The 19,269-nt window shown below is 34.7% G+C and carries 15 protein-coding genes; 11 read left to right on the forward strand and 4 right to left on the reverse strand.

Going from position 1 to position 19,269, the window contains the following annotated elements; genetic code table 11:
• Positions 1-2: 2 nt before the first annotated feature.
• On the reverse strand, positions 3-1,415 hold the full coding sequence (gene rlmD / locus ACFPVY_RS00170) for a 23S rRNA (uracil(1939)-C(5))-methyltransferase RlmD (protein ID WP_379789649.1): 1,413 nt from the start codon (positions 1,413-1,415) through the stop codon (positions 3-5).
• Positions 1,416-1,535: 120 nt separating this feature from the next.
• On the opposite strand from rlmD, the gene ACFPVY_RS00175 reads away from it, so the two are divergent.
• The 4 genes from ACFPVY_RS00175 to ACFPVY_RS00190 all read left to right on the forward strand — a co-directional run bounded on the left by ACFPVY_RS00175 (position 1,536) and on the right by ACFPVY_RS00190 (position 4,984).
• Positions 1,536-2,381 carry a tetratricopeptide repeat protein gene (locus ACFPVY_RS00175; RefSeq protein ID WP_379789650.1) on the forward strand — a complete coding sequence of 282 codons (846 nt, stop codon included), beginning with the start codon at positions 1,536-1,538 and terminating at the stop codon, positions 2,379-2,381.
• Between the two features lie 84 nt (positions 2,382-2,465).
• Entirely contained in the window at positions 2,466-2,882 is a 417-nt protein-coding gene (locus tag ACFPVY_RS00180; RefSeq protein ID WP_379789651.1) for an OsmC family protein, read from the forward strand.
• 308 nt (positions 2,883-3,190) lie between these two features.
• Complete coding sequence (gene rocD, locus ACFPVY_RS00185; RefSeq protein WP_379789652.1) at positions 3,191-4,429, forward strand: ornithine--oxo-acid transaminase; 1,239 nt, start codon at positions 3,191-3,193, stop codon at positions 4,427-4,429.
• A 96-nt stretch (positions 4,430-4,525) separates the two neighbouring features.
• Positions 4,526-4,984 carry a DUF5362 family protein gene (locus ACFPVY_RS00190; RefSeq protein WP_379789653.1) on the forward strand — a complete coding sequence of 153 codons (459 nt, stop codon included), beginning with the start codon at positions 4,526-4,528 and terminating at the stop codon, positions 4,982-4,984.
• Positions 4,985-5,063: 79 nt separating this feature from the next.
• Here ACFPVY_RS00190 and ACFPVY_RS00195 read toward each other — a convergent pair whose 3' ends face one another.
• Positions 5,064-5,408: a CCC motif membrane protein gene (locus ACFPVY_RS00195; protein ID WP_379789654.1), complete on the reverse strand. Its 345-nt coding sequence runs from the start codon at positions 5,406-5,408 to the stop codon at positions 5,064-5,066.
• 20 nt (positions 5,409-5,428) lie between these two features.
• Positions 5,429-5,707 (reverse strand): DUF2752 domain-containing protein, encoded by a 279-nt coding sequence (locus ACFPVY_RS00200; protein WP_379789655.1) that lies wholly within the window; start codon positions 5,705-5,707, stop codon positions 5,429-5,431.
• A 119-nt stretch (positions 5,708-5,826) separates the two neighbouring features.
• Here ACFPVY_RS00200 and ACFPVY_RS00205 point away from each other — a divergent pair, with 119 nt between their 5' ends.
• Together ACFPVY_RS00205 and ACFPVY_RS00210 are read left to right on the forward strand one after the other, a co-directional pair.
• Positions 5,827-6,018, forward strand: coding sequence for a hypothetical protein (locus tag ACFPVY_RS00205; protein ID WP_379789656.1), 192 nt, complete (start codon positions 5,827-5,829; stop codon positions 6,016-6,018).
• A complete protein-coding gene (locus ACFPVY_RS00210; RefSeq protein ID WP_379789657.1) occupies positions 6,002-6,550 on the forward strand; it encodes a Smr/MutS family protein in 549 nt (182 codons plus the stop codon). Before ACFPVY_RS00205 ends, ACFPVY_RS00210 begins: the two co-directional genes overlap by 17 nt.
• 37 nt (positions 6,551-6,587) lie before the next feature.
• On the opposite strand, the gene ACFPVY_RS00215 is transcribed toward ACFPVY_RS00210, so the two are convergent.
• Complete coding sequence (locus ACFPVY_RS00215) at positions 6,588-7,628, reverse strand: hypothetical protein (protein WP_379789659.1); 1,041 nt, start codon at positions 7,626-7,628, stop codon at positions 6,588-6,590.
• Between the two features lie 129 nt (positions 7,629-7,757).
• Between ACFPVY_RS00215 and ACFPVY_RS00220 the strand changes: the two genes are divergently transcribed.
• The 5 genes from ACFPVY_RS00220 (at position 7,758) to bglX (ending at position 19,269) form a co-directional block, all read left to right on the forward strand.
• Positions 7,758-10,508 carry a helix-turn-helix and ligand-binding sensor domain-containing protein gene (locus tag ACFPVY_RS00220; RefSeq protein ID WP_379789660.1) on the forward strand — a complete coding sequence of 917 codons (2,751 nt, stop codon included), beginning with the start codon at positions 7,758-7,760 and terminating at the stop codon, positions 10,506-10,508.
• Between the two features lie 253 nt (positions 10,509-10,761).
• The gene (locus ACFPVY_RS00225; protein ID WP_379789661.1) at positions 10,762-13,845 is read left to right on the forward strand and encodes a SusC/RagA family TonB-linked outer membrane protein; all 3,084 of its coding nucleotides are present in this window, start codon (positions 10,762-10,764) and stop codon (positions 13,843-13,845) included.
• A gap of 10 nt (positions 13,846-13,855) precedes the next feature.
• Positions 13,856-15,280, forward strand: a complete 1,425-nt coding sequence (locus ACFPVY_RS00230) for a RagB/SusD family nutrient uptake outer membrane protein (protein WP_379789662.1) — start codon at positions 13,856-13,858, stop codon at positions 15,278-15,280.
• Positions 15,281-15,295: 15 nt separating this feature from the next.
• On the forward strand, positions 15,296-16,666 hold the full coding sequence (locus ACFPVY_RS00235; protein WP_379789663.1) for a glucoamylase family protein: 1,371 nt from the start codon (positions 15,296-15,298) through the stop codon (positions 16,664-16,666).
• A gap of 305 nt (positions 16,667-16,971) precedes the next feature.
• Positions 16,972-19,269 carry a beta-glucosidase BglX gene (bglX, locus tag ACFPVY_RS00240; RefSeq protein WP_379789664.1) on the forward strand — a complete coding sequence of 766 codons (2,298 nt, stop codon included), beginning with the start codon at positions 16,972-16,974 and terminating at the stop codon, positions 19,267-19,269.

Raw genomic sequence — 19,269 nt, forward strand, 5'->3', positions numbered from 1 at the left:
AATTATCTTTTTTCCAAAAGTACAACATTTTCAACGTGATGCGTCTGCGGAAACATATCCACCGGACGAACTCTTGAAACTTTATACATTTCGTCCATTAAAGCCAAGTCACGCGCTTGAGTTGCAGAACTACAACTCACATAAACCACTCTTTCTGGGGCAATATTTAGAATCTGCTGCACCACATCTTTGTGCATTCCGTCTCTCGGCGGGTCAGTGATAATCACGTCTGGCTTGCCGTGTTGCGCAATAAAAACTTCGTTGAAAACTACTTTCATATCTCCAACAAAGAATTCGCAATTGGTGATATTGTTGCGTTTTGCATTTTCTTTAGCGTCAGCAATCGCTTCTGGAACTGCTTCCACACCAATTACTTTTCTTGCTTGTTTTGAAACGAATTGTGCAATCGTTCCGGTTCCGGTATATAAATCATAAACCAGTTCGTTGCCCGTTAAACCTGCAAATTCTCTGGTGATTTTATATAATTCGTAAGCTTGATCTGAATTGGTCTGGTAAAAAGATTTTGCATTAATGCTAAATTTTAAACCTTCCATTTCTTCCAAAATATAATCTCTACCTTTATATAGAATCACATCTTGGTCATAAATGGTATCATTTGGTTTTCCGTTAATTACATACTGAAGCGACATAATATTTGGAAATTTCTCCAATAAAAACTCCATTAGGCCCTCTCTTTGTTCTTTGTTTTCTTCAAAAAACTGAATCAAAACCATAATTTCTCCGGTCGAAGCGGTGCGAATCATCAGCGTTCGCAACAAACCTTCGTGATTTCTCGGATTAAAAAATGGCAAGTTGTGTTCGTTCGCATAATCACGAACAGAATTTCTGATATCGTTTGAAGGATCTTCCTGCAAGAAACATTTGTCGATATTCAAAATCTTGTCCCACATCTTTGGAATATGGAAACCAAGCGCATTTTTGTTATCAAATTGTTCTTCGCTTGCCAATTCTTTTTCAGTCAGCCAACGCGCATTTGAAAACGAAAATTCCATTTTATTTCTATAGAAAAATTTCTTTTCCGAGCCTAAAATTGGTTCAAATTCAGGCAATTCAATTTTTCCAATACGTTTTAAGTGATTGAAAACTTCGTTATTTTTATAAAACAACTGCTTTTCATACGTCATATTTTGCCATTTGCAACCACCGCAAGCACCAAAATGCTCACAGATAGGCTCAATTCTATCTTCCGAAAATTCGTGAAAATTGATGGCTTTTCCTTCATAATAAGCTTTTCTTTTCTTGAAAGTCTGCACATCCACCACATCTCCTGGCACCACATTCGGAATAAAAATTACTTTTCCGTCTGGTGCTTTTGCCACAGAAACTCCTTTAGCACCTGCATCCAGTACTTTTACATTCTCAAAAATAACCTTATCTGTAATCTTTTTTCCCATACGGCAAAAATAAGTGATTGTTCGGTTTTTTTGGATGGAAAACAGAAATTTTTTAGCGTAAGCTTTTTCTGTTAAATATTTTGTTACATTAGTAACTTATATAATCCTAAAAAATACTATATGAAACGTTACTTATTTTTAATTCTTTGCCTTTTTAATTTGTCTCTTTTTGCGCAGGAAAATCTTTTAAAGTTCGATAAAAATTTTTATGAAAGTGAAGATCGTTGGGTCGCATTTCCTCCAAATGACGAAGAAAATAAGTATATGTACGGATTTATTTATTTAGACAACAGTGCAGGTTTTACTTTTCATTATGAGGGTAGTTTTTCTGTCGATTCTAATGGTAAGTTTATATCAGACGAAAAAGATAAAAATTCTAGAATTATTAGAAGACTTGAACCAAATACTAGAAAAATGGCAATTATTCCAGATTCCAAGTTAAAGGAGCTTGAAGTTCCAAAAATACCAGATTGGCTGGAAAATTACAAAAGTGATGAAACTACTGAAACTCTTGTTAGAAAAGGATATCATTTAAATCACATTGGCGCCAGCACAAACGCGTTAGAACCTCTACTGAAAGCATATAAATTGAATCCGCACGAAAAGGGTCTTGAATTTGAGCTTTCTTACGCTTATAATGCCACAGGAGAATTTCAAAAAGCGGTGGAAGTTTTGGAAAAAGCGTTAAAGAACAATCCTAAAGACCATATGTTTTATCGCGAACTTGGCTATTCTTATATTAATTTGAAAAAGCCTCTAGAAGCCGAAAAGATATTTAAAAAAGGAATATTGGTTTCTAGCGATGACTCTCAAAAAGCAGAAATGGCTTATAACATGGCGGGAGTTTACTACCAATCTAAAGAAAAAAGTAAATTTGAAGAATGGGCGAAGCAAGTTAAAAAATTCGCGAACCCTGAATCCCAATATGCTAAAAACATAACTTTGATGGAGAACGAATTGAAGTAACGTTGTTAAAGTTTCTCCAAAAACATTCCAATAAGCATTTCCTTTTCGTAATTTTATAAAACAAACAACCAATAAAAAATTATTATGAAAAGAGGAGCAAAAGCAGTCTGGGAAGGCTCACTAAAAGAAGGAAACGGAAAAATATCAACCGATAGCAACGTTTTAAGCAATACACAATATTCGTTTAAAACAAGATTTGAACAAGGAAACGGAACCAATCCAGAGGAATTGATTGCTGCTGCACACGCAGGATGTTTCACAATGCAATTGACGGCTTACATAAATGAAGCAGGTTTTACAGTAGCATCTATCGAAACAAAATGTGACGTTGATTTTCAAGATGGAACTGTTGTTGGTTCACATCTTTCAGTTGTGGCAAGAGTGGATGATATTACAACCGATAAATTCCAAGAATTAGTAACAAAAGCCGAAACAACTTGCCCAATTTCAAGACTTTTGAACACAAAAATTACATCAAATGCAACATTGGTTTTAGCATAAACTAAAGCATTTTAAAATACAAGAATCCCATTTTTGCATCTGGAAAGCCAGTTGGAGAAATGGGATTTATTTTTAAACACAGATTTCACAGATTTACACAAATGCAAAAATTTATTTATTTATGAAATTCGTGTTGCTTAAAATTGATTTTGCAAAAAAAATCTGTGCTAATCTGTGGAATCTGTGTTCCATTCCATTCACGATAACGATTGAAAATCAAATTAGATTCCTTAATTTTGCAAAAGCGATATGGATGATTTCTCTCCACAAGAAGGAATTGATTTTTGAAGAATTAAAATACTCTCACAATGTCAGTTTTAGAAAAAAACAATGATGCGATTGCATTAGAAGAAAAATTTGGCGCACACAATTATCATCCGCTTCCAGTAGTTTTAAGTAAAGGCGAAGGCGTTTATGTTTGGGACACCGACGGAAAAAAATACTATGATTTTCTTTCGGCTTATTCTGCCGTAAATCAAGGGCATTGCCATCCAAAAATTATTGGAGCAATGGTAGAACAAGCACAGACTTTAACGTTGACTTCACGTGCTTTTTACAACGATAAATTAGGAAAATACGAAGAATTTGTAACCAAATATTTTGGTTTTGATAAAGTGCTTCCGATGAATACTGGAGCTGAAGCCGTTGAAACAGCTATCAAACTTTGCAGAAAATGGGTTTACGAAAAAAACGGAATTCCAGAAAATGAAGCACAAATTATTGTTTGCGACGGAAATTTCCACGGAAGAACGACGACGATTATTTCTTTTTCCAATGATGAAAATGCACGTAAAAACTTTGGACCATATACTGCGGGTTTTATCAGCATTGCTTATGACGATTTAGAAGCTTTGGAAAACGTATTAAAAACTCAAAAAAATGTGGCTGGATTTTTAGTGGAACCAATTCAAGGCGAAGCTGGAGTTTATGTTCCGTCAGAAGGTTATTTGGCAAAAGCAAAAGAATTATGTGAAAAACACAATGTTCTTTTTATTGCTGACGAAGTACAAACCGGAATCGCAAGAACTGGAAAATTATTGGCAGTTCACCACGAAAATGTACAGCCAGATATTTTAATTCTTGGGAAAGCTTTGTCTGGAGGCGCTTATCCAGTTTCTGCCGTTTTGGCAAATGATTCAATTATGAATGTTATCAAGCCAGGACAACACGGTTCTACTTTTGGTGGAAACCCAATTGCTGCTACAGTTGCAATCGCCGCTTTGGAAGTTGTAACCGACGAAAAACTAGCTGAAAACGCAACTTATTTAGGGAATATCTTCAGAGAAAAATTAGACGATTACATCCAAACGAGTAACATTGCAACGCTCGTTAGAGGAAAAGGACTTTTAAACGCTGTTGTAATTAATGACACAGAAGAAAGCGACACAGCTTGGAATATCTGCATGAAATTACGTGACAACGGACTTTTAGCAAAACCAACGCACGGAAATATCATTCGTTTTGCGCCACCTTTGGTGATGAACGAAGAGCAACTTTTAGATTGCGTTTCAATAATTATTAAGACTTTAAAAGAGTTTGAGAAATAAAAAAAGACCCGAAAGAGTCTTTTTTTGGTTAGTAAAATTAGAATATTACAAATAAAATGTTAATTTTGATTACAAACATTTAAAAACAATTTTATCATGGATCAAAATTCTACATTTGACAGCTTTGAAATGCAATTAAACGACTCAGCAAAAGGTTTCCTAAAAGAAATTGCAAGATGGGCTTATTTCTTATCAATAATTGGTTTTATTGGTATTGGGCTTTTAGTACTTTTTGCATTATTTTTTGGATCGATATTTGCAACCGCTGGTGCAATGGGTGGCGGAATGGGCGCCCTTGGAGCGATGGGAGGAACATTAGTTACAGTAATTTATTTAATTATGGCTGCTCTTTATTTCTTCCCAGTTTATTATTTGAATAAATTTGCAACTAACGCAAAAGAAGCTTTTAGAGTTGATGATACGCAATCATTGACAAAATCATTTGAGTATTTGAAATCGCATTATAAATTCATGGGAATTTTTACAATCGTACTTATTTCTATCTACTTATTAATATTTTTAATTGGTCTGATAACAGCAGCATCTTCGTTTTAATTTTATAATAAAAGTGCACAAGTAAAATGCCCCAAAAAGTTTTTAATTTTTTGGGGCATTTTTCATGAAAGAGAAAGTACTATCTACTTTGGTTTCTTTGCGCTTCTTCCATCGCTTTATTATATTCAGTCATAATCATATCCCATTCTTCAGGAGTTGTTGTAGCAAAGCTGTAAATACAATATAAAAATGTCAGCGCACTTAAAACAGTTCCAATTATAGCTAAAATTCTTCCCGTATTAAGGTTACTATAATTTGAATATAATTCTGGATTCTCTTTATAAAGCTTCATGTCTTTATTGGCTAAAAATAAAGCGATTAAGCCAAATATTAACCCGATAATTCCAAAACAACAACACGTAATAATTGAAATAATTGATAATACAATCACTGCCGTTGCATTGGGTAATTTTTGTTGTTCCATAATTTTGAGTTTTGTTTTTATTAGTAATTTGATATTTTGATTAAGAATGCGACTACCATAATTACAGCATTTATTATGGCTGAATAAATTATCAGTTTATGATAGCTTCTTGTTTTGTCTATAAAGTGAAGTGCAACAAATAAAAAAAAAATTAATGTTGAATAAATGGCAGGAAACATATGAAAAGCATTTAAGAAGTCGCCTTTAAAAACCATTACTAAAGCTCTTTGACTGCCACATCCCATACATTCCATTCCGAAAAATTTTTTGCTTAAGCATGGCAACATATATTCTTCCATCTTAAATAGGTTTGGTTTATCACGCAATTTTACGAAAAAAACTAGAAACTTTCGCTCATTGAACGGTTATTATTTTATTGTTTCTTACTTTTGGGAAGTTCTAAAAATAGAAAATTGAAATGAAAAAATTATATATTCCGATTATGATAATTGCTGGTGGCGCTGCTTTGTATGAGCAAAGTAAGGCTACGCCAAATATTTATATCATGATTGGAGCGATTGTATTGTTTATGTATGGAATGATGCGCTTGACAGCAAAAGTACCAAGTAAAAACCAAGATAATTCTGAAGAAGATGATACAGAAAGGTGATAAAGTAACCGTTTTAGACGAAGCTGTAAACGGAACCGTATTGTCTATTAAAAACGATCAAGTTACTGTGGAAACAGAAGATGGTTTTGAATTGACATATTCATTGAGAGAACTAATTAAAATTGATTCTTCAGTAAATTTAGGCATTGGAGGCCATAATTTCAATGAAGTTTTAAAAGACAAAGAAATTCCGAAGCCGAGAAGTTTTGTCAGAGAAAAGAAAAATAAAGACGAACGAGCAGCGCCAGAATTTGATTTGCACATTGAAAAATTAGTTCCAAATAAGAGAGGAATGTCAAACTATGATATTTTGACTTTGCAAACAGAAACGGCAAAAAGACATATTGAATTTGCTATCAGAAATAGAATCCCAAAAATCGTTTTTATCCACGGAGTAGGCGAGGGCGTTTTAAAATCAGAACTTGATTTTCTCTTAGGAAGATATGACGAAATTGTATTTCAAGATGCTGATTATCAAAAATATGGACTTGGAGCTACAGAAGTTTATATAAAACAGAATCCAAATAGATAAAAAAAAAAACTCCGATATTTCTATCGGAGTTTTTTTTTTATTCTGTTGGCAAACTTATTGTTCCAAAATTAACGTCCACGCTTGTGAATGTTCCGGCAGGCGCTCCGGTTGGATCTATCGGAAATGCTCTGGTAAAACTAAATTTCTTTAACGTAATGTTGAAAACCAATAACCCAGTATCGGGATCAGTTGAAGCAGAAATCTCAAAATATCCTTGGTCATCTGCGTCTTGTGGCGCATTGACACCTTCATTGGCTTTCCATTCTTCTTGTTTGCTTAAAGTCTCAACTTGTCCGCAATAATCTTCGTTTTCAACATCGCCATTATAAACTCGGTAAATCGCATTAACGCCATCCGTTTCGCTTAAAAAAACTTTCCTTACTTCAGTTGATTGTGTGGGAAACATGCTCACTGGAATATTGATTTCTAGAAATTTATTCAAATTTTCAGTGCCAGCAATATTTCCTAAATTGGTATCAATTACTTTAAATAGATTACCGGTGCCAACGCTACAATGTTGAGCTGTTAAATTAGAGAAAGCAAATTCAACACTTGAAACCGTTGAATATGTACCAAAATTGAGCTCGTCAAAAATTAGTACGCCACCTTGAGAATTTGTAAACGTGACATTCCTCAATATAATAGAGTGTAAATATTTTGCATTTGCAAGCGTCGTTGTGCTTGGAACTAAAGTTGTAGTAATCTCAATGATACCGTTACCTGTATCAGAAGTCGCATATTCGCTTGTAACAGTTGGCGAAGCCGGCGGTATTGTTGAACAGAAGTAAGAACTCCCGTTAATATCGCCACTAAAAGTTCGATAAAAAACTTTGTTACTATTGTTCAATGGAATTGTCTTTGTGCCAATAACATTTCTAAACGGAAAAATATCATTGGCCGCAGTACTATTAATTTGTAAAATCAAAGCTTCATTGCCGTTTACCTTGTAAATCAGATTATTGTTTGAGCAATTGCTAGCTTGAACTTCTGAAAAATCAAAAGTATCAAACGTCATTTCACCATCGTCGCATGCGTTCAAAACAACTAAACAAATCAAAAAGGCAAGATATTTTTTCATTTTAATAGAATTTAAAGCAAAAATAGTTTTTTTTATGGTTTATCCATTCTCCATTAAATTTTATTTATGCTTTAGTTCTATTGCCTTTAACCGATAATGTTTTTTATATTTGAAGCAAACAAGAATACCGTGAAATTCAAAATAATCCTTCTATATATTACAGCATTTTTTGCAACAAATTCCTTCGCACAAGAACTTTTGCCTTTTGTCGAAAATTTTACAAAATCAGATTACAATGGTGATAACCAAGTTTGGAATGTTGCCCAGGGAAATGATAACGCGATGTATTTTGCCAATAATCAATATTTTTTAAGATATAACGGCGTAAAATGGGAAAAATATACGCTTCCTAATAAAACAATTATTCGTTCCATTTTTATTGATGGAGACAAGATTTATTCCGGGTCTTATAAAGAATTTGGCTATTGGAAAAGAATTGAAGGAAAGATGGTTTATTTTTCACTTTCTAAAGGAAAAAATATTTTTTATGGAAGTTCTGATAACGAGGAAGTTTGGAAAATTTTTAAATTAAACGGAAAGATTTATTTCCAGACTTTCAATGAGATTTTTGTTCACGACGATTTAAAAACTATCAAATTAAAATTTCCGTACCAAGTTTCATATTGTTATGTTGTTGACAATCAAATATATGTGGCGACGGTTAAAAACGGAGTTTATTTGATGGAGAACAATACGTTTGTCAAAAAAGAAAATTGGCAGGCTTTAGAGCAAAATGTGATTCACAATATGCAGAAATACAAAGGGAAATTGTATTTTTTTACTAAGAATAATGGCATTTTTATCGAAGAAAATAATGCTTTAATTCCGTGGAATCATCCGTTAAATGCGATATTAAAAAAGGAAGTTCTTGTAACAGCAAAATTCATTGATGACAGCACTTTGGCAATTGGAACTGGTTTACAAGGAATTTATATTTTAAATTTAAATGACAATTCTTATATTAATGTAAACCGAAAAAATGCTTTAAAAAACAACTCGATATTGTCGATCGCTGTTGATAATGAAAAAGATCTTTGGCTGGGTTTAGACAACGGAATTTGTCATATCGAAATAAATTCTCCCGTCAAGGTTTTCACTGATAATTCAGGAATCTTGGGCTCAGTTTATTCCATTTCAACGATCGATAATGGTTATTTATTTGTAACAAATCACGGAATTTTTACTTGCAGAAATAAAAGTTTGGAAGTGGTTTCAAATTCTCAAGGCCAAGTTTGGGATATTTTTAAAAAGGATAATGAATTTATAATTGGCCATAACGACGGAACTTTTATTTATGACGGGAAATCAGTCTTGAAAAAAGTTAATGAAGTGAATGGAGGTTGGAAATTTTTGCAAAGCCAATATGAAAACGTCTATTTTCAAGGGAATTATTCTGGAATTGTGGTTTATGAGGACACAAATGACTTAAGCAAGTGGAAGTTTTTAGATAAATTAAAAAAACCAATTCGAAACATTGCTCAAAAAAAGCCAGGCGAACTTTGGGCTGCCGACACATATCGAAGCTTGTACAGAATTAGTTATGATGAAAAATTCAACGTAAAAAATGTTGAAAACGTCTCACAATCCAACGGAATTACAAACGATTATGGCGTAAAACTGTTTAGTTATAAAAACGAAGTACTTTTTTTAATTGACAATACTTGGTATGTTTATAATTCGATTTCCGGGAAATTGGTGAAAGATGTCGTCTTTAATAAAAGCTTTAAAAATATTTCGGATATAATTCCGATTGATGATGACAATTTTTTGGTTTTGAAAAACGGAACTTTATATTCGGTAACCCAAGTAAATCAAGACTTTATCTGGTCTTCAATTCCAGAAAAATATTATGAAGGAAGAAACATCATCGAAAATATAAAGGTAAATAAAAGCGGAAACCAACTATTGATGAATCTTGACGACGGATTCATTGCTTTTGATCTAAAAAGTGCCAAGAAAAAAATAAAAAATGTTTTTGCAGAAGCATATTACCATGGAAATTTGATTGATGATGACACAAAAATCGATTACAATCAGTCTGTTGAGGTTAATATTATCACCAATTTGTTTGGATTCAGCAGACCCGATATTTTCTATAAATTGAATGATTCTGATGGATTTATTCCCATAAAAAAAGGTCACTTAGTTTTAAACAATTTATCAAGCGGAAATCAAGAATTAGAGTTTTATTATAACGACGGAACAAACTTCGTAAAATTGACCACTTATGAATTTCATGTTCTGAAACCTTGGTATTTTTCGTTTTGGATGATTTTAATTTATATCGTAATAATAGCCGGAAGTTTTTTTGTTTATTATAAGTTTAATAAAATCAGATATTTAGAAAAAATAAAATTAAATGAGGAAGAGTTAAAACATCAAAAAGAAATACTTGAATTAGAGCTTAACGCTGAAAATAAATTAAAACTTCAAGAATATGAAAAACACATTTTAGAAATTGAAGTACAAAATAAAGCGTATGAAGTTGCCGGTAAATCATTATCAATTGCCAAGCAAAGTGAAATGATTGACAGCATACAGCAGATTTTAGAAAAGGAAAATGATTTATCGCAACTAAAATCAAAGATAAAAAAATCGATTAAAATTAATGCAATTAACAAAAATGAATGGGAAAGTTTTGAGCATAATTTAATGCAAAGCCACGAAGAATTTGTACATAAACTATCTAATAAATACCCGATTTTAACTTTGAAGGATATTAAGCTTTGCATCTACTTAAAAATGAATTTATCTTCTAAGGAAATTGCGCCTTTAATGAACATTTCTTTCCGAGGCGTTGAGCTACATCGTTATAGATTGCGAAAGAAATTAAACTTAAATTCGGAAGAAACCCTATCCAAATTTATGATTAATGTTTAAAAAGACTACATTTTTGAATAATATTTAATTAATAATGGCTTTTATTGAGATATTGAAACACATCAGTACTACATCATCGATCCTTTTTTAACATAATATTAGACGTAGCAATTTTATTTATAACTTTTTGATTTTCAAGATTTTGTTTTGGAATTATATAGAAATGATGTAGCTATGTAGTGAGTTTGTAATAGTTACTACAACGTTGTAATTTGTTAATTTAGTGCCACTAACTTTAACAAATTTCAAACAGATGAAAAACTTTATTTTTGGAGTATTTGTATTCCTTTTTTATCAAGGTCAGATGATGGCTCAAGATATTAAGGGAAAAGTGCTTGATGAGACAGGTTTGCCACTTCCAGGAGTGACAATCACCAACGCAAATTCAACATCGAGTGCAGCTACAGATTTTGACGGAAATTTTTCTATCAATGCTCAAGCAGGTGAATTGCTTACATTCACATTTTTAGGTTTTACAACCCAAACAGTTCCGGCGTCTCAAAGTATGAGCGTTTCAATGTCTTCTTCAGCAACAAATATCGAAGAAGTTGTGGTTGTGGGATATGGAACACAAAAAAGATCAGATTTAACAAGTGCGATTTCCACGATTAAGTCAGACCAAATTTCAAAACAACCGGCATATAATGCTTTACAATCTATTCAAGGTAAAGCAGCTGGTGTAAACATCATTGCTAATGACGCTCCTGGATCAACTCCAACGATCATTATCCGTGGTTTGGGAACTGCGGAAGGCGGAAGATCTCCAATGTTTGTTGTTGATGGAATTATTACAGGATCAATCGCAAATTTAAACCCGAATGATATCGAATCTTTCGACGTTATGAAAGACGCGGCTTCTTCGGCAATTTATGGTTCAAATGCTGCCAATGGTGTGGTTTTTATTACTACTAAAAAAGGAAAGCAAGGAAAAACTCAAATTAAAGTTAACTCATTCTATGGAGCTAAATCTATTTTGAATCCAATTGAAATGGCAAATTCTAGCCAATTCGTTACATATTATAATGAAAGCCAAACGGCGATAGGAAGTACTAACAGATTGTCTGCAAATCAACCTTATGATACAGATTGGTATGATGCTTTAGTTGGAACAAGCTTTTCTCAAAGCAATGATGTCTCGTTTTCTGGAGGAAATGAAAACGCAACTTACTTCTTTAGTTTCAATAATTATAGCGAAGACGGTCTTTTGGCAGGTCACGATGTTGACAGGAATACTTTAAGATCTAGCAACACTTTAAAAGCATTTGAAGGGAAGTTGAAGATTACTCAAAATTTTAGCGCATCTTTTAACAAATCAACTCCAAAGCCATACGGTTCTTTTACAGAGGCTTACAAGCAAGCACCAGTTGTTCCAGTTTATTATCCTGATGGAAGATATGGAACACCTTTTTGGAATACAACAACTGGGTTGCCTGATTATATCATTGGGCCTGGACAGCAGGGAGGAAAATTAAATGCAATTGGAAATCCAGTAGCTAATGTAAATTTCACAAATGAAAAGAACAAAATGATGGAGTTGCAAGGTTTGATCCAAGCAGATTATACTATTACTGATTGGTTAACGGCGACTTCTCGTTTTGGTGCTACAAAATCATATGCTAAAAATAGAATCTACACTGATATTCGTGGAAGATACTTGGCAGCAGATCCAACGCTAACATCGCAAGATTTTGATAATTCACAAGCAGGTGCTCCAGGTTCTACACAATTTGCAAACAACTCACTTTCTTATGAAGATGTTGAAAGCTTTAGATACAACTGGGATACTTATTTGACTTTTGACAAATTGGTAGGAAAACATAGAATTGGCGCTACAGCGGGTGTAACTCAAGAGAGAAGAAATGACGTTTATCATTCATTAATTAGAGGTTACAACGTTTCGACAGAAGAGCAATATTGGAACATCAATATGGCTGCGGCAAACCCAACTAGAGTTGCAGAGCAGTACTTTGAAACCCCAACAAATATTCTTTCTTACTTTGGAAGATTACAATACAACTTTGACGAAAAATACTATATTTCTGGAACTGTAAGAAGAGATGGAAATAGCAACTTTAAGAAAAATGCCGACTATTGGGGGACATTTCCTTCTGTAAGTGCAGGATGGGTTGTTTCAAACGAAAGCTTTTTGAAAGATGTCAAAAATCTTGATTTCTTAAAAATTAGAGCTGGTTATGGTGAAGTTGGAAACGCAAATGTTCCATTTAATGCAACATCAATAAAGATAAATGCAGGAAGCGCAAATACTAACTACGTATTTGGACCAAATCAAGACTTGATATTTGGTGGAGCTGTAGGTTCACCAGCAAAAGATTTGACTTGGGAAGTTACAAAAGAACTTAACATTGGAGCTGATTTCGAATTGTTAAACAGAAGATTATCAGGTACATTTGATTACTATAATAGATTGAATACAAATGCAATTTTATTGATCAAACCAGTTCCAAATTCACCAGCAACTGATGATTTTTACGATCACGGAGGTGAAATCAGAAACAAAGGTTATGAGGCATCTTTAAATTGGAGAGATAATATTACTGACGACTTTTCATATAGTATCGGTGTAAATTATGCTCATAATACAAATACTCTTGAGAATGTAAAACCAGAATATGAAGGTCGTACAGGAGGAAGTCTTGGAGACGGACAAATTACAAAAAGATTGACTAACGGACAACCAGTTTATTCTTGGTGGATGTATGAAGCAGTTGGTGTTTGGCAAACTCAAGATGAAATCGATGCAAATACACATATTGGTGGTGCTGCTCCTGGACATTTACGTTACAAAGATCAGAATGGTGACGGTGTAATTGATGACAGAGATAAGAAAAATTTTGGTTCTTATATCCCAAAATTCTCTTACGGAGTAAACATTTCATTAGCTTACAAAAACTTTGACTTTTCTGCAGATGGTTTTGGCGTTGGAGGAAACAAAGTATATAACGGTTTAAAAGGAACACGTGTTGACGCTGGCGAAAATATCGCATTAGACACTTATAACAACAGATGGCACGGTGCTGGTACAAGCACAACAAATCCTGGAGCGAGCAGAGATGCACTTTCATCAAGTTATTTCTTAGAAGACGGTGATTATTTCAGAATTAACAACATCACTTTAGGATATACTTTTAAAGATATGTTTAGCCTTTCTAAATTGAGAATTTACGGAACTGCACAAAATCCTTTTATGTTTACAAAATATTCTGGCTTAACTCCAGAATTAAATAATAGCGGTATTCCAAGTGAAACTGCAGGTATAGAATTAGCAGCATATCCACAAATCAAAACATTCATTTTTGGTGTAAATATTGAATTTTAATAAAAATAATATGAAAATAAATTATATAAAAATAGCTTGCTTTACATTCGCCATGGGCGTAATGATTGGCTGTGACGATTTTATTGACGTCGATCCAAGACAGAATTATTCTGAAGAGGATAGTCCAAGTAACCTGGAGCCAGAAGCGTTTGTCAATGGTATTTATGGAATGATGACTGAATGGGATTATGCTTTCTCTTATTTGGGAATTACAGAAATTATCTCTGACAATGCCGACAAGGGAAGTTCACCAGGAGATCCAGGTGGCGACAAAGCTCTTTTAGACGGTTTAACGCACACAGCATCTTCGGGATCTTTTGAAGCGATGTGGGCAAACTGGTACAAAGCTATCGGTCGCGCAACATATTCGATTGAATATACAGAAAACTATGGATTAACAGACGAAGCTTACAAAAACAGATTAATTGGCGAAGCTAAATTCTTAAGAGCTTATCACTATTTTTTCTTAGTAAGAGGTTGGGGAGATGTGCCATTACAACACATTGACTTAGTAAACAGAGTTCCAAAAGCAGAAGTTTATGATTACATCGAACAAGATCTTTTAGAAGCAATCGCTGTTTTACCAGAAAAAAGCGAATATGCGCAACAAGATCTAGGTAGAGTTACAAAAGGTGCTGCAAAAGCATTATTATCAAAAGTTTACTTATACCAACAAGATTGGGCAAATGCTTATGATTATGCAAACCAAGTAATAACTTCAGGGCAATACAGTTTAGAGCCTGATTACGCTCAAATCTGGAGAGCAAATACAGAAAATGGTGTAGAATCAATTTTTGAAGTTCAAGGAAGAGGTGAATCAATTGCTCACGGAGTTCAACAATATTCTGAAACGCAAGGTGCACGTGGACCAAGCGGATGGGGATGGGGATTCAACACACCTTCTCAAAATCTTCTTGACGCATTTAACGCTGAAGGTGATGTTATCAGAAGAGATGCAACAATCATTTTCAGAGGCGAAACAATGTATGACGGTCGTATAGTAAGCGAATCTGTTGAAAATCCAATGTACAACGAAAAAGCATATTCAAGCGCAAATGCTGGTGCAGGTGATGGAGATAAAAACATCAGAGTCTTAAGATTAGCCGAAATTCTTTTAATTCGTGCTGAAGCTGCGAATGAATTGAACAACACAGATGTAGCTGTAAGCTCATTAAATGATGTTCGTGGTCGTGTAAACTTAGGAGTAGTTTCGTTCACAAGCCAATCTCAAATGAGAGCAGCAATCTGGAAAGAAAGAAGGCTAGAATTAGCTTTCGAACATGACAGATGGTTTGACTTAATTAGAACTGGTCAAGCACCGGCAGCTATGACAGCAAACGGAAAAACTTTTGAAACAGGAAAACACGAATTGTTCCCAATACCAAACAATCAATTGATTGCAACACCGGGAATGGTTCCAAACCCTGGCTACTAATTTTAAGTCTTTTTAATGAAATACTTACTATTCATATTTTTTATATTTACCAGTTGTGGTTCAAGCGAATCGTCTCCATCCGGAGGCGATTCAACCACACCTGAACCTCAAACGCCATTAACTGATGAACAGTTAGTGGATTTGGTGCAAAAGCAAACTTTCAAATATTTTTGGGATTTCGCAGAACCAAATTCAAAATTGGCCAGAGAAAGATATCATCCTGACGGAATTTACCCAGAAAACGATTCAAACATCGTTACAACAGGAGGTTCAGGTTTTGGATTGATGTCAATCGTAGCAGCCGTTTCCAGAAATTATGTTTCTAGAACAGAAGCTGTTGCAAGATTAAATACTATTGCTGATTTCCTTGAAAATGCTGACCGTTTCCACGGAGCCTGGCCTCATTGGATGGACGGAAACACCGGAAACGTAAAACCTTTTGGGCAAAAAGACAACGGTGGGGATTTAGTCGAAACCGCTTTTTTATGCGAAGGAATCATCTGCGTTCGCGAATTTTTCAAAAATGGTTCTGTAGAAGAACAAGCTTTGGCACAAAAATTTGACAACTTATGGAAAGGTGTTGATTGGAATTGGTACAGAAATGAACAAAATGTATTGTACTGGCATTGGTCGCCAAACTACGCTTGGGAAATGAACTTCCCGCTAGAAGGTTACAACGAATGCCTGATCACTTACGTTTTGGCCGCATCTTCGCCAACGCACCCAATCACCGCAGCGCCTTACCACCAAGGTTGGGCAAGAAATGGAGCAATTGTTTCATCAAATACCAAATACGGAATTCCGCTTATTTTAAAGCACAACGGTGCCGAAGAATTCGGAGGCCCATTGTTTTGGGCACATTATTCTTATGTTGGTTTAGACCCAACACAGCTTACAGACCAATACGCAAATTATTGGGACGTGAACGTAAATCAAACAAAAATCAATTACCAATATTGCGTTGAAAATCCAGGAAATTTTGGAGGCTACGGACCAAATTATTGGGGATTGACAGCTTCTTACAGCAGAAATAACGACGGTTCTATCGGTTACGATGCGCACATGCCATCAAACGACAAAGGCGTAATTTCTCCAACGGCCGCCATTTCTTCAATAGTTTACACACCTACAGAATCTTTGGCAGCAATGCGAAATTTTTATGAAAATAATAGCGGCACAATGTGGGGACCAGCAGGTTTTTACGACGCGAACAGCAAGCATTTCGGTTGGACGGCAAAAAGATACCTTGCCATCGACCAAGGACCAATGGTTGTGATGCTTGAAAATTACCGCACTGGCTTACTTTGGAGTCTTTTTATGAATGCTCCAGAAGTTCGTCAAGGCTTACTAAATCTAGGTTTCCATTCAGGTAAACACGGATTTTAATTTAATAGAAGTTCCGGTTTCTTAAAGCAATTAACCGGAACTTTTATTTTTTATAAATTTTTTCAGAAACGAAAGTTCAGGCATTTTATGGTTTCCCTATTCCTGCCTTATTCCAGAACTTTTTATTTTTTTTAAAGAAAAAAAAATAAAAAGGTTCTTCCCTGCAGTCAGGGTTAGTGGAGAATCCAATTACACAAATTAAACGCCAGTTCGCCAAAATTGCGCATACCAAAAACATCAATCAATCAACGCATAAAATTACAATACCAGAATATAAATTTTCCCCTATAAATAACACAATTATAATGAATTTAAAAGCAGTAGCATTAGTAGTATTAGCAACGTCTTTTTCGGTTCACGCCCAGAAAGACAAGAAAAAACAAGCAATTAAACCAAGGCAAGAGTTCGTTTCTGAATTGATTTCAAAAATGACTCTAGAAGAAAAAATCGGGCAATTAAATTTACCAAGCTCGGGAGATATTACAACAGGTCAGGCAAAAAGTTCAAACATTGCCAAAAAAATAGAAGACGGTCAAGTTGGTGGATTATTCAACATAAAATCCGTTGCAAAAATTAAAGACGTTCAAAAAATCGCAGTAGAAAAAAGCCGTTTAGGAATTCCGTTAATCTTCGGTATGGACGTAATTCACGGTTATGAAACTACATTCCCAATTCCGTTAGGTTTATCAACTTCATGGGATTTAGAAGCCGTTGAAAGAAGTGCAAGAATCGCAGCAACCGAAGCAAGCGCAGACGGTATCAACTGGACATTTTCGCCAATGTTAGACATTTCTCGCGAACCAAGATGGGGAAGAGTTTCTGAAGGAAATGGTGAAGATCCATATTTGGCAGGTAAAATCGGAGCAGCAATGGTAAAAGGATACCAAGGCGATGATTTATCAAAAAACAACACAATATTATCTTGTGTAAAACACTTTGCACTTTATGGCGCGCCCGAAGCGGGAAGAGATTACAATACTGTGGACATGAGCCACATCAGAATGTACAACGAATATTTTCCTCCTTATAAAGCGGCAATCGAAGCTGGAGCAGGAAGTGTAATGGCATCGTTCAATGAAATCGACGGAATTCCAGCAACCGGAAACAAATGGTTATTGACAGACGTTCTTAGAAATCAATGGAAATTTAAAGGTTTCGTGGTAACAGATTACACAGGAATTCCTGAAATGATCGATCACGGAATGGGCGATTTGCAAACTGTTTCTGCTTTAGCATTAAAAGCTGGAGTTGAAATGGATATGGTTGGTGATGGATTTTTGAATACCTTGAAAAAATCTTTAGACGAAGGAAAAGTGACAATTGCAGAAATTGACAATGCCGTTCGCCTGATTTTAAATGCAAAATATGACTTGGGACTTTTCCAAGATCCATATAAATATTGCGATGAAAAAAGAGCTAAGTCTGAAATTTACACAAATGGTTTTAGAGCTGAAGCCAGAAAAATCGCTTCAGAATCGATGGTTTTGATGAAAAATGACAACCAACTTTTGCCATTGAAAAAATCAGGAATAGTTGCCTTAATCGGGCCGTTAGCTGACGCAGGAAACAACATGGCAGGAACTTGGAGCGTTGCTACAAACCAAACCAGAACAAAATCTTTTAAAGATGCGATGAAAGAAGTTTTGGGTAATAAAGTGAATGTTTTGTATGCGCAAGGTTCAAATTTAGATTATGACGCAGAATTCCAAAAGAACGCAACAATGTTCGGGAAAGATTTAAACAGAGATTCAAGAACGCCACAACAAATCATCGACGAAGCAGTTGCAGTTGCTCAAAAATCTGACGTAATCATAGCCGCGATCGGAGAATCTGCTGAAATGAGTGGCGAAAGCAGCAGCAGAACAAATCTTGAAATTCCACAATCTCAAAGAGACTTATTAGAAGCATTGAAAAAAACAGGAAAGCCAATCGTTGTGGTTTTATTCACAGGTCGTCCGTTAGTTTTGACAAACGATATTGATAAAACAAACGCGTTATTGAATGTTTGGTTTCCGGGAAGTGAAGCTGGTTACGCAATCACAGATGTTTTATTTGGAGATGTGAATCCATCGGCAAAATTATCGGCAACTTTCCCAAGAAGTTTAGGTCAAGTGCCAATTTTTTACAATCATAAAAATACAGGAAGACCATTGGCTAACAAAGAAGGTAAATTTGAAAAATTCCGTTCTAATTATATCGACGAGAGAAACGAGCCGCTTTTCCCATTCGGATTTGGTTTGAGCTACACAAAATTTGATTACTGCAATTTGAAAATTTCTACAGATAAAATCAATGCTAATCAAAAAATGACCGTTTCTGTTGATGTAAAAAACAGCGGAAATTATGACGGAAAAGAAGTAGTTCAGTTATACATCAGAGATTTGGTTGGTTCAGTTACAAGACCAGTTAAAGAGTTAAAAGGTTTCCAAAAAGTGCTTTTGAAAAAAGGCGAAACCAAAAATATTACATTCGAAATTTCGGTTGAAGATTTGAAATTCTACAATTCAGATTTAGATTTTGTAGCAGAACCAGGAAAATTCCAGGTGTTTGTGGGAACAAATTCGGATGAAGTTTTAAACAAGGAGTTTGAGTTAGTTAAGTAA

It is taken from the genome of Flavobacterium qiangtangense (assembly GCF_042658345.1).
In the GTDB taxonomy this organism is placed as follows: Bacteria; Bacteroidota; Bacteroidia; order Flavobacteriales; family Flavobacteriaceae; genus Flavobacterium; species Flavobacterium qiangtangense.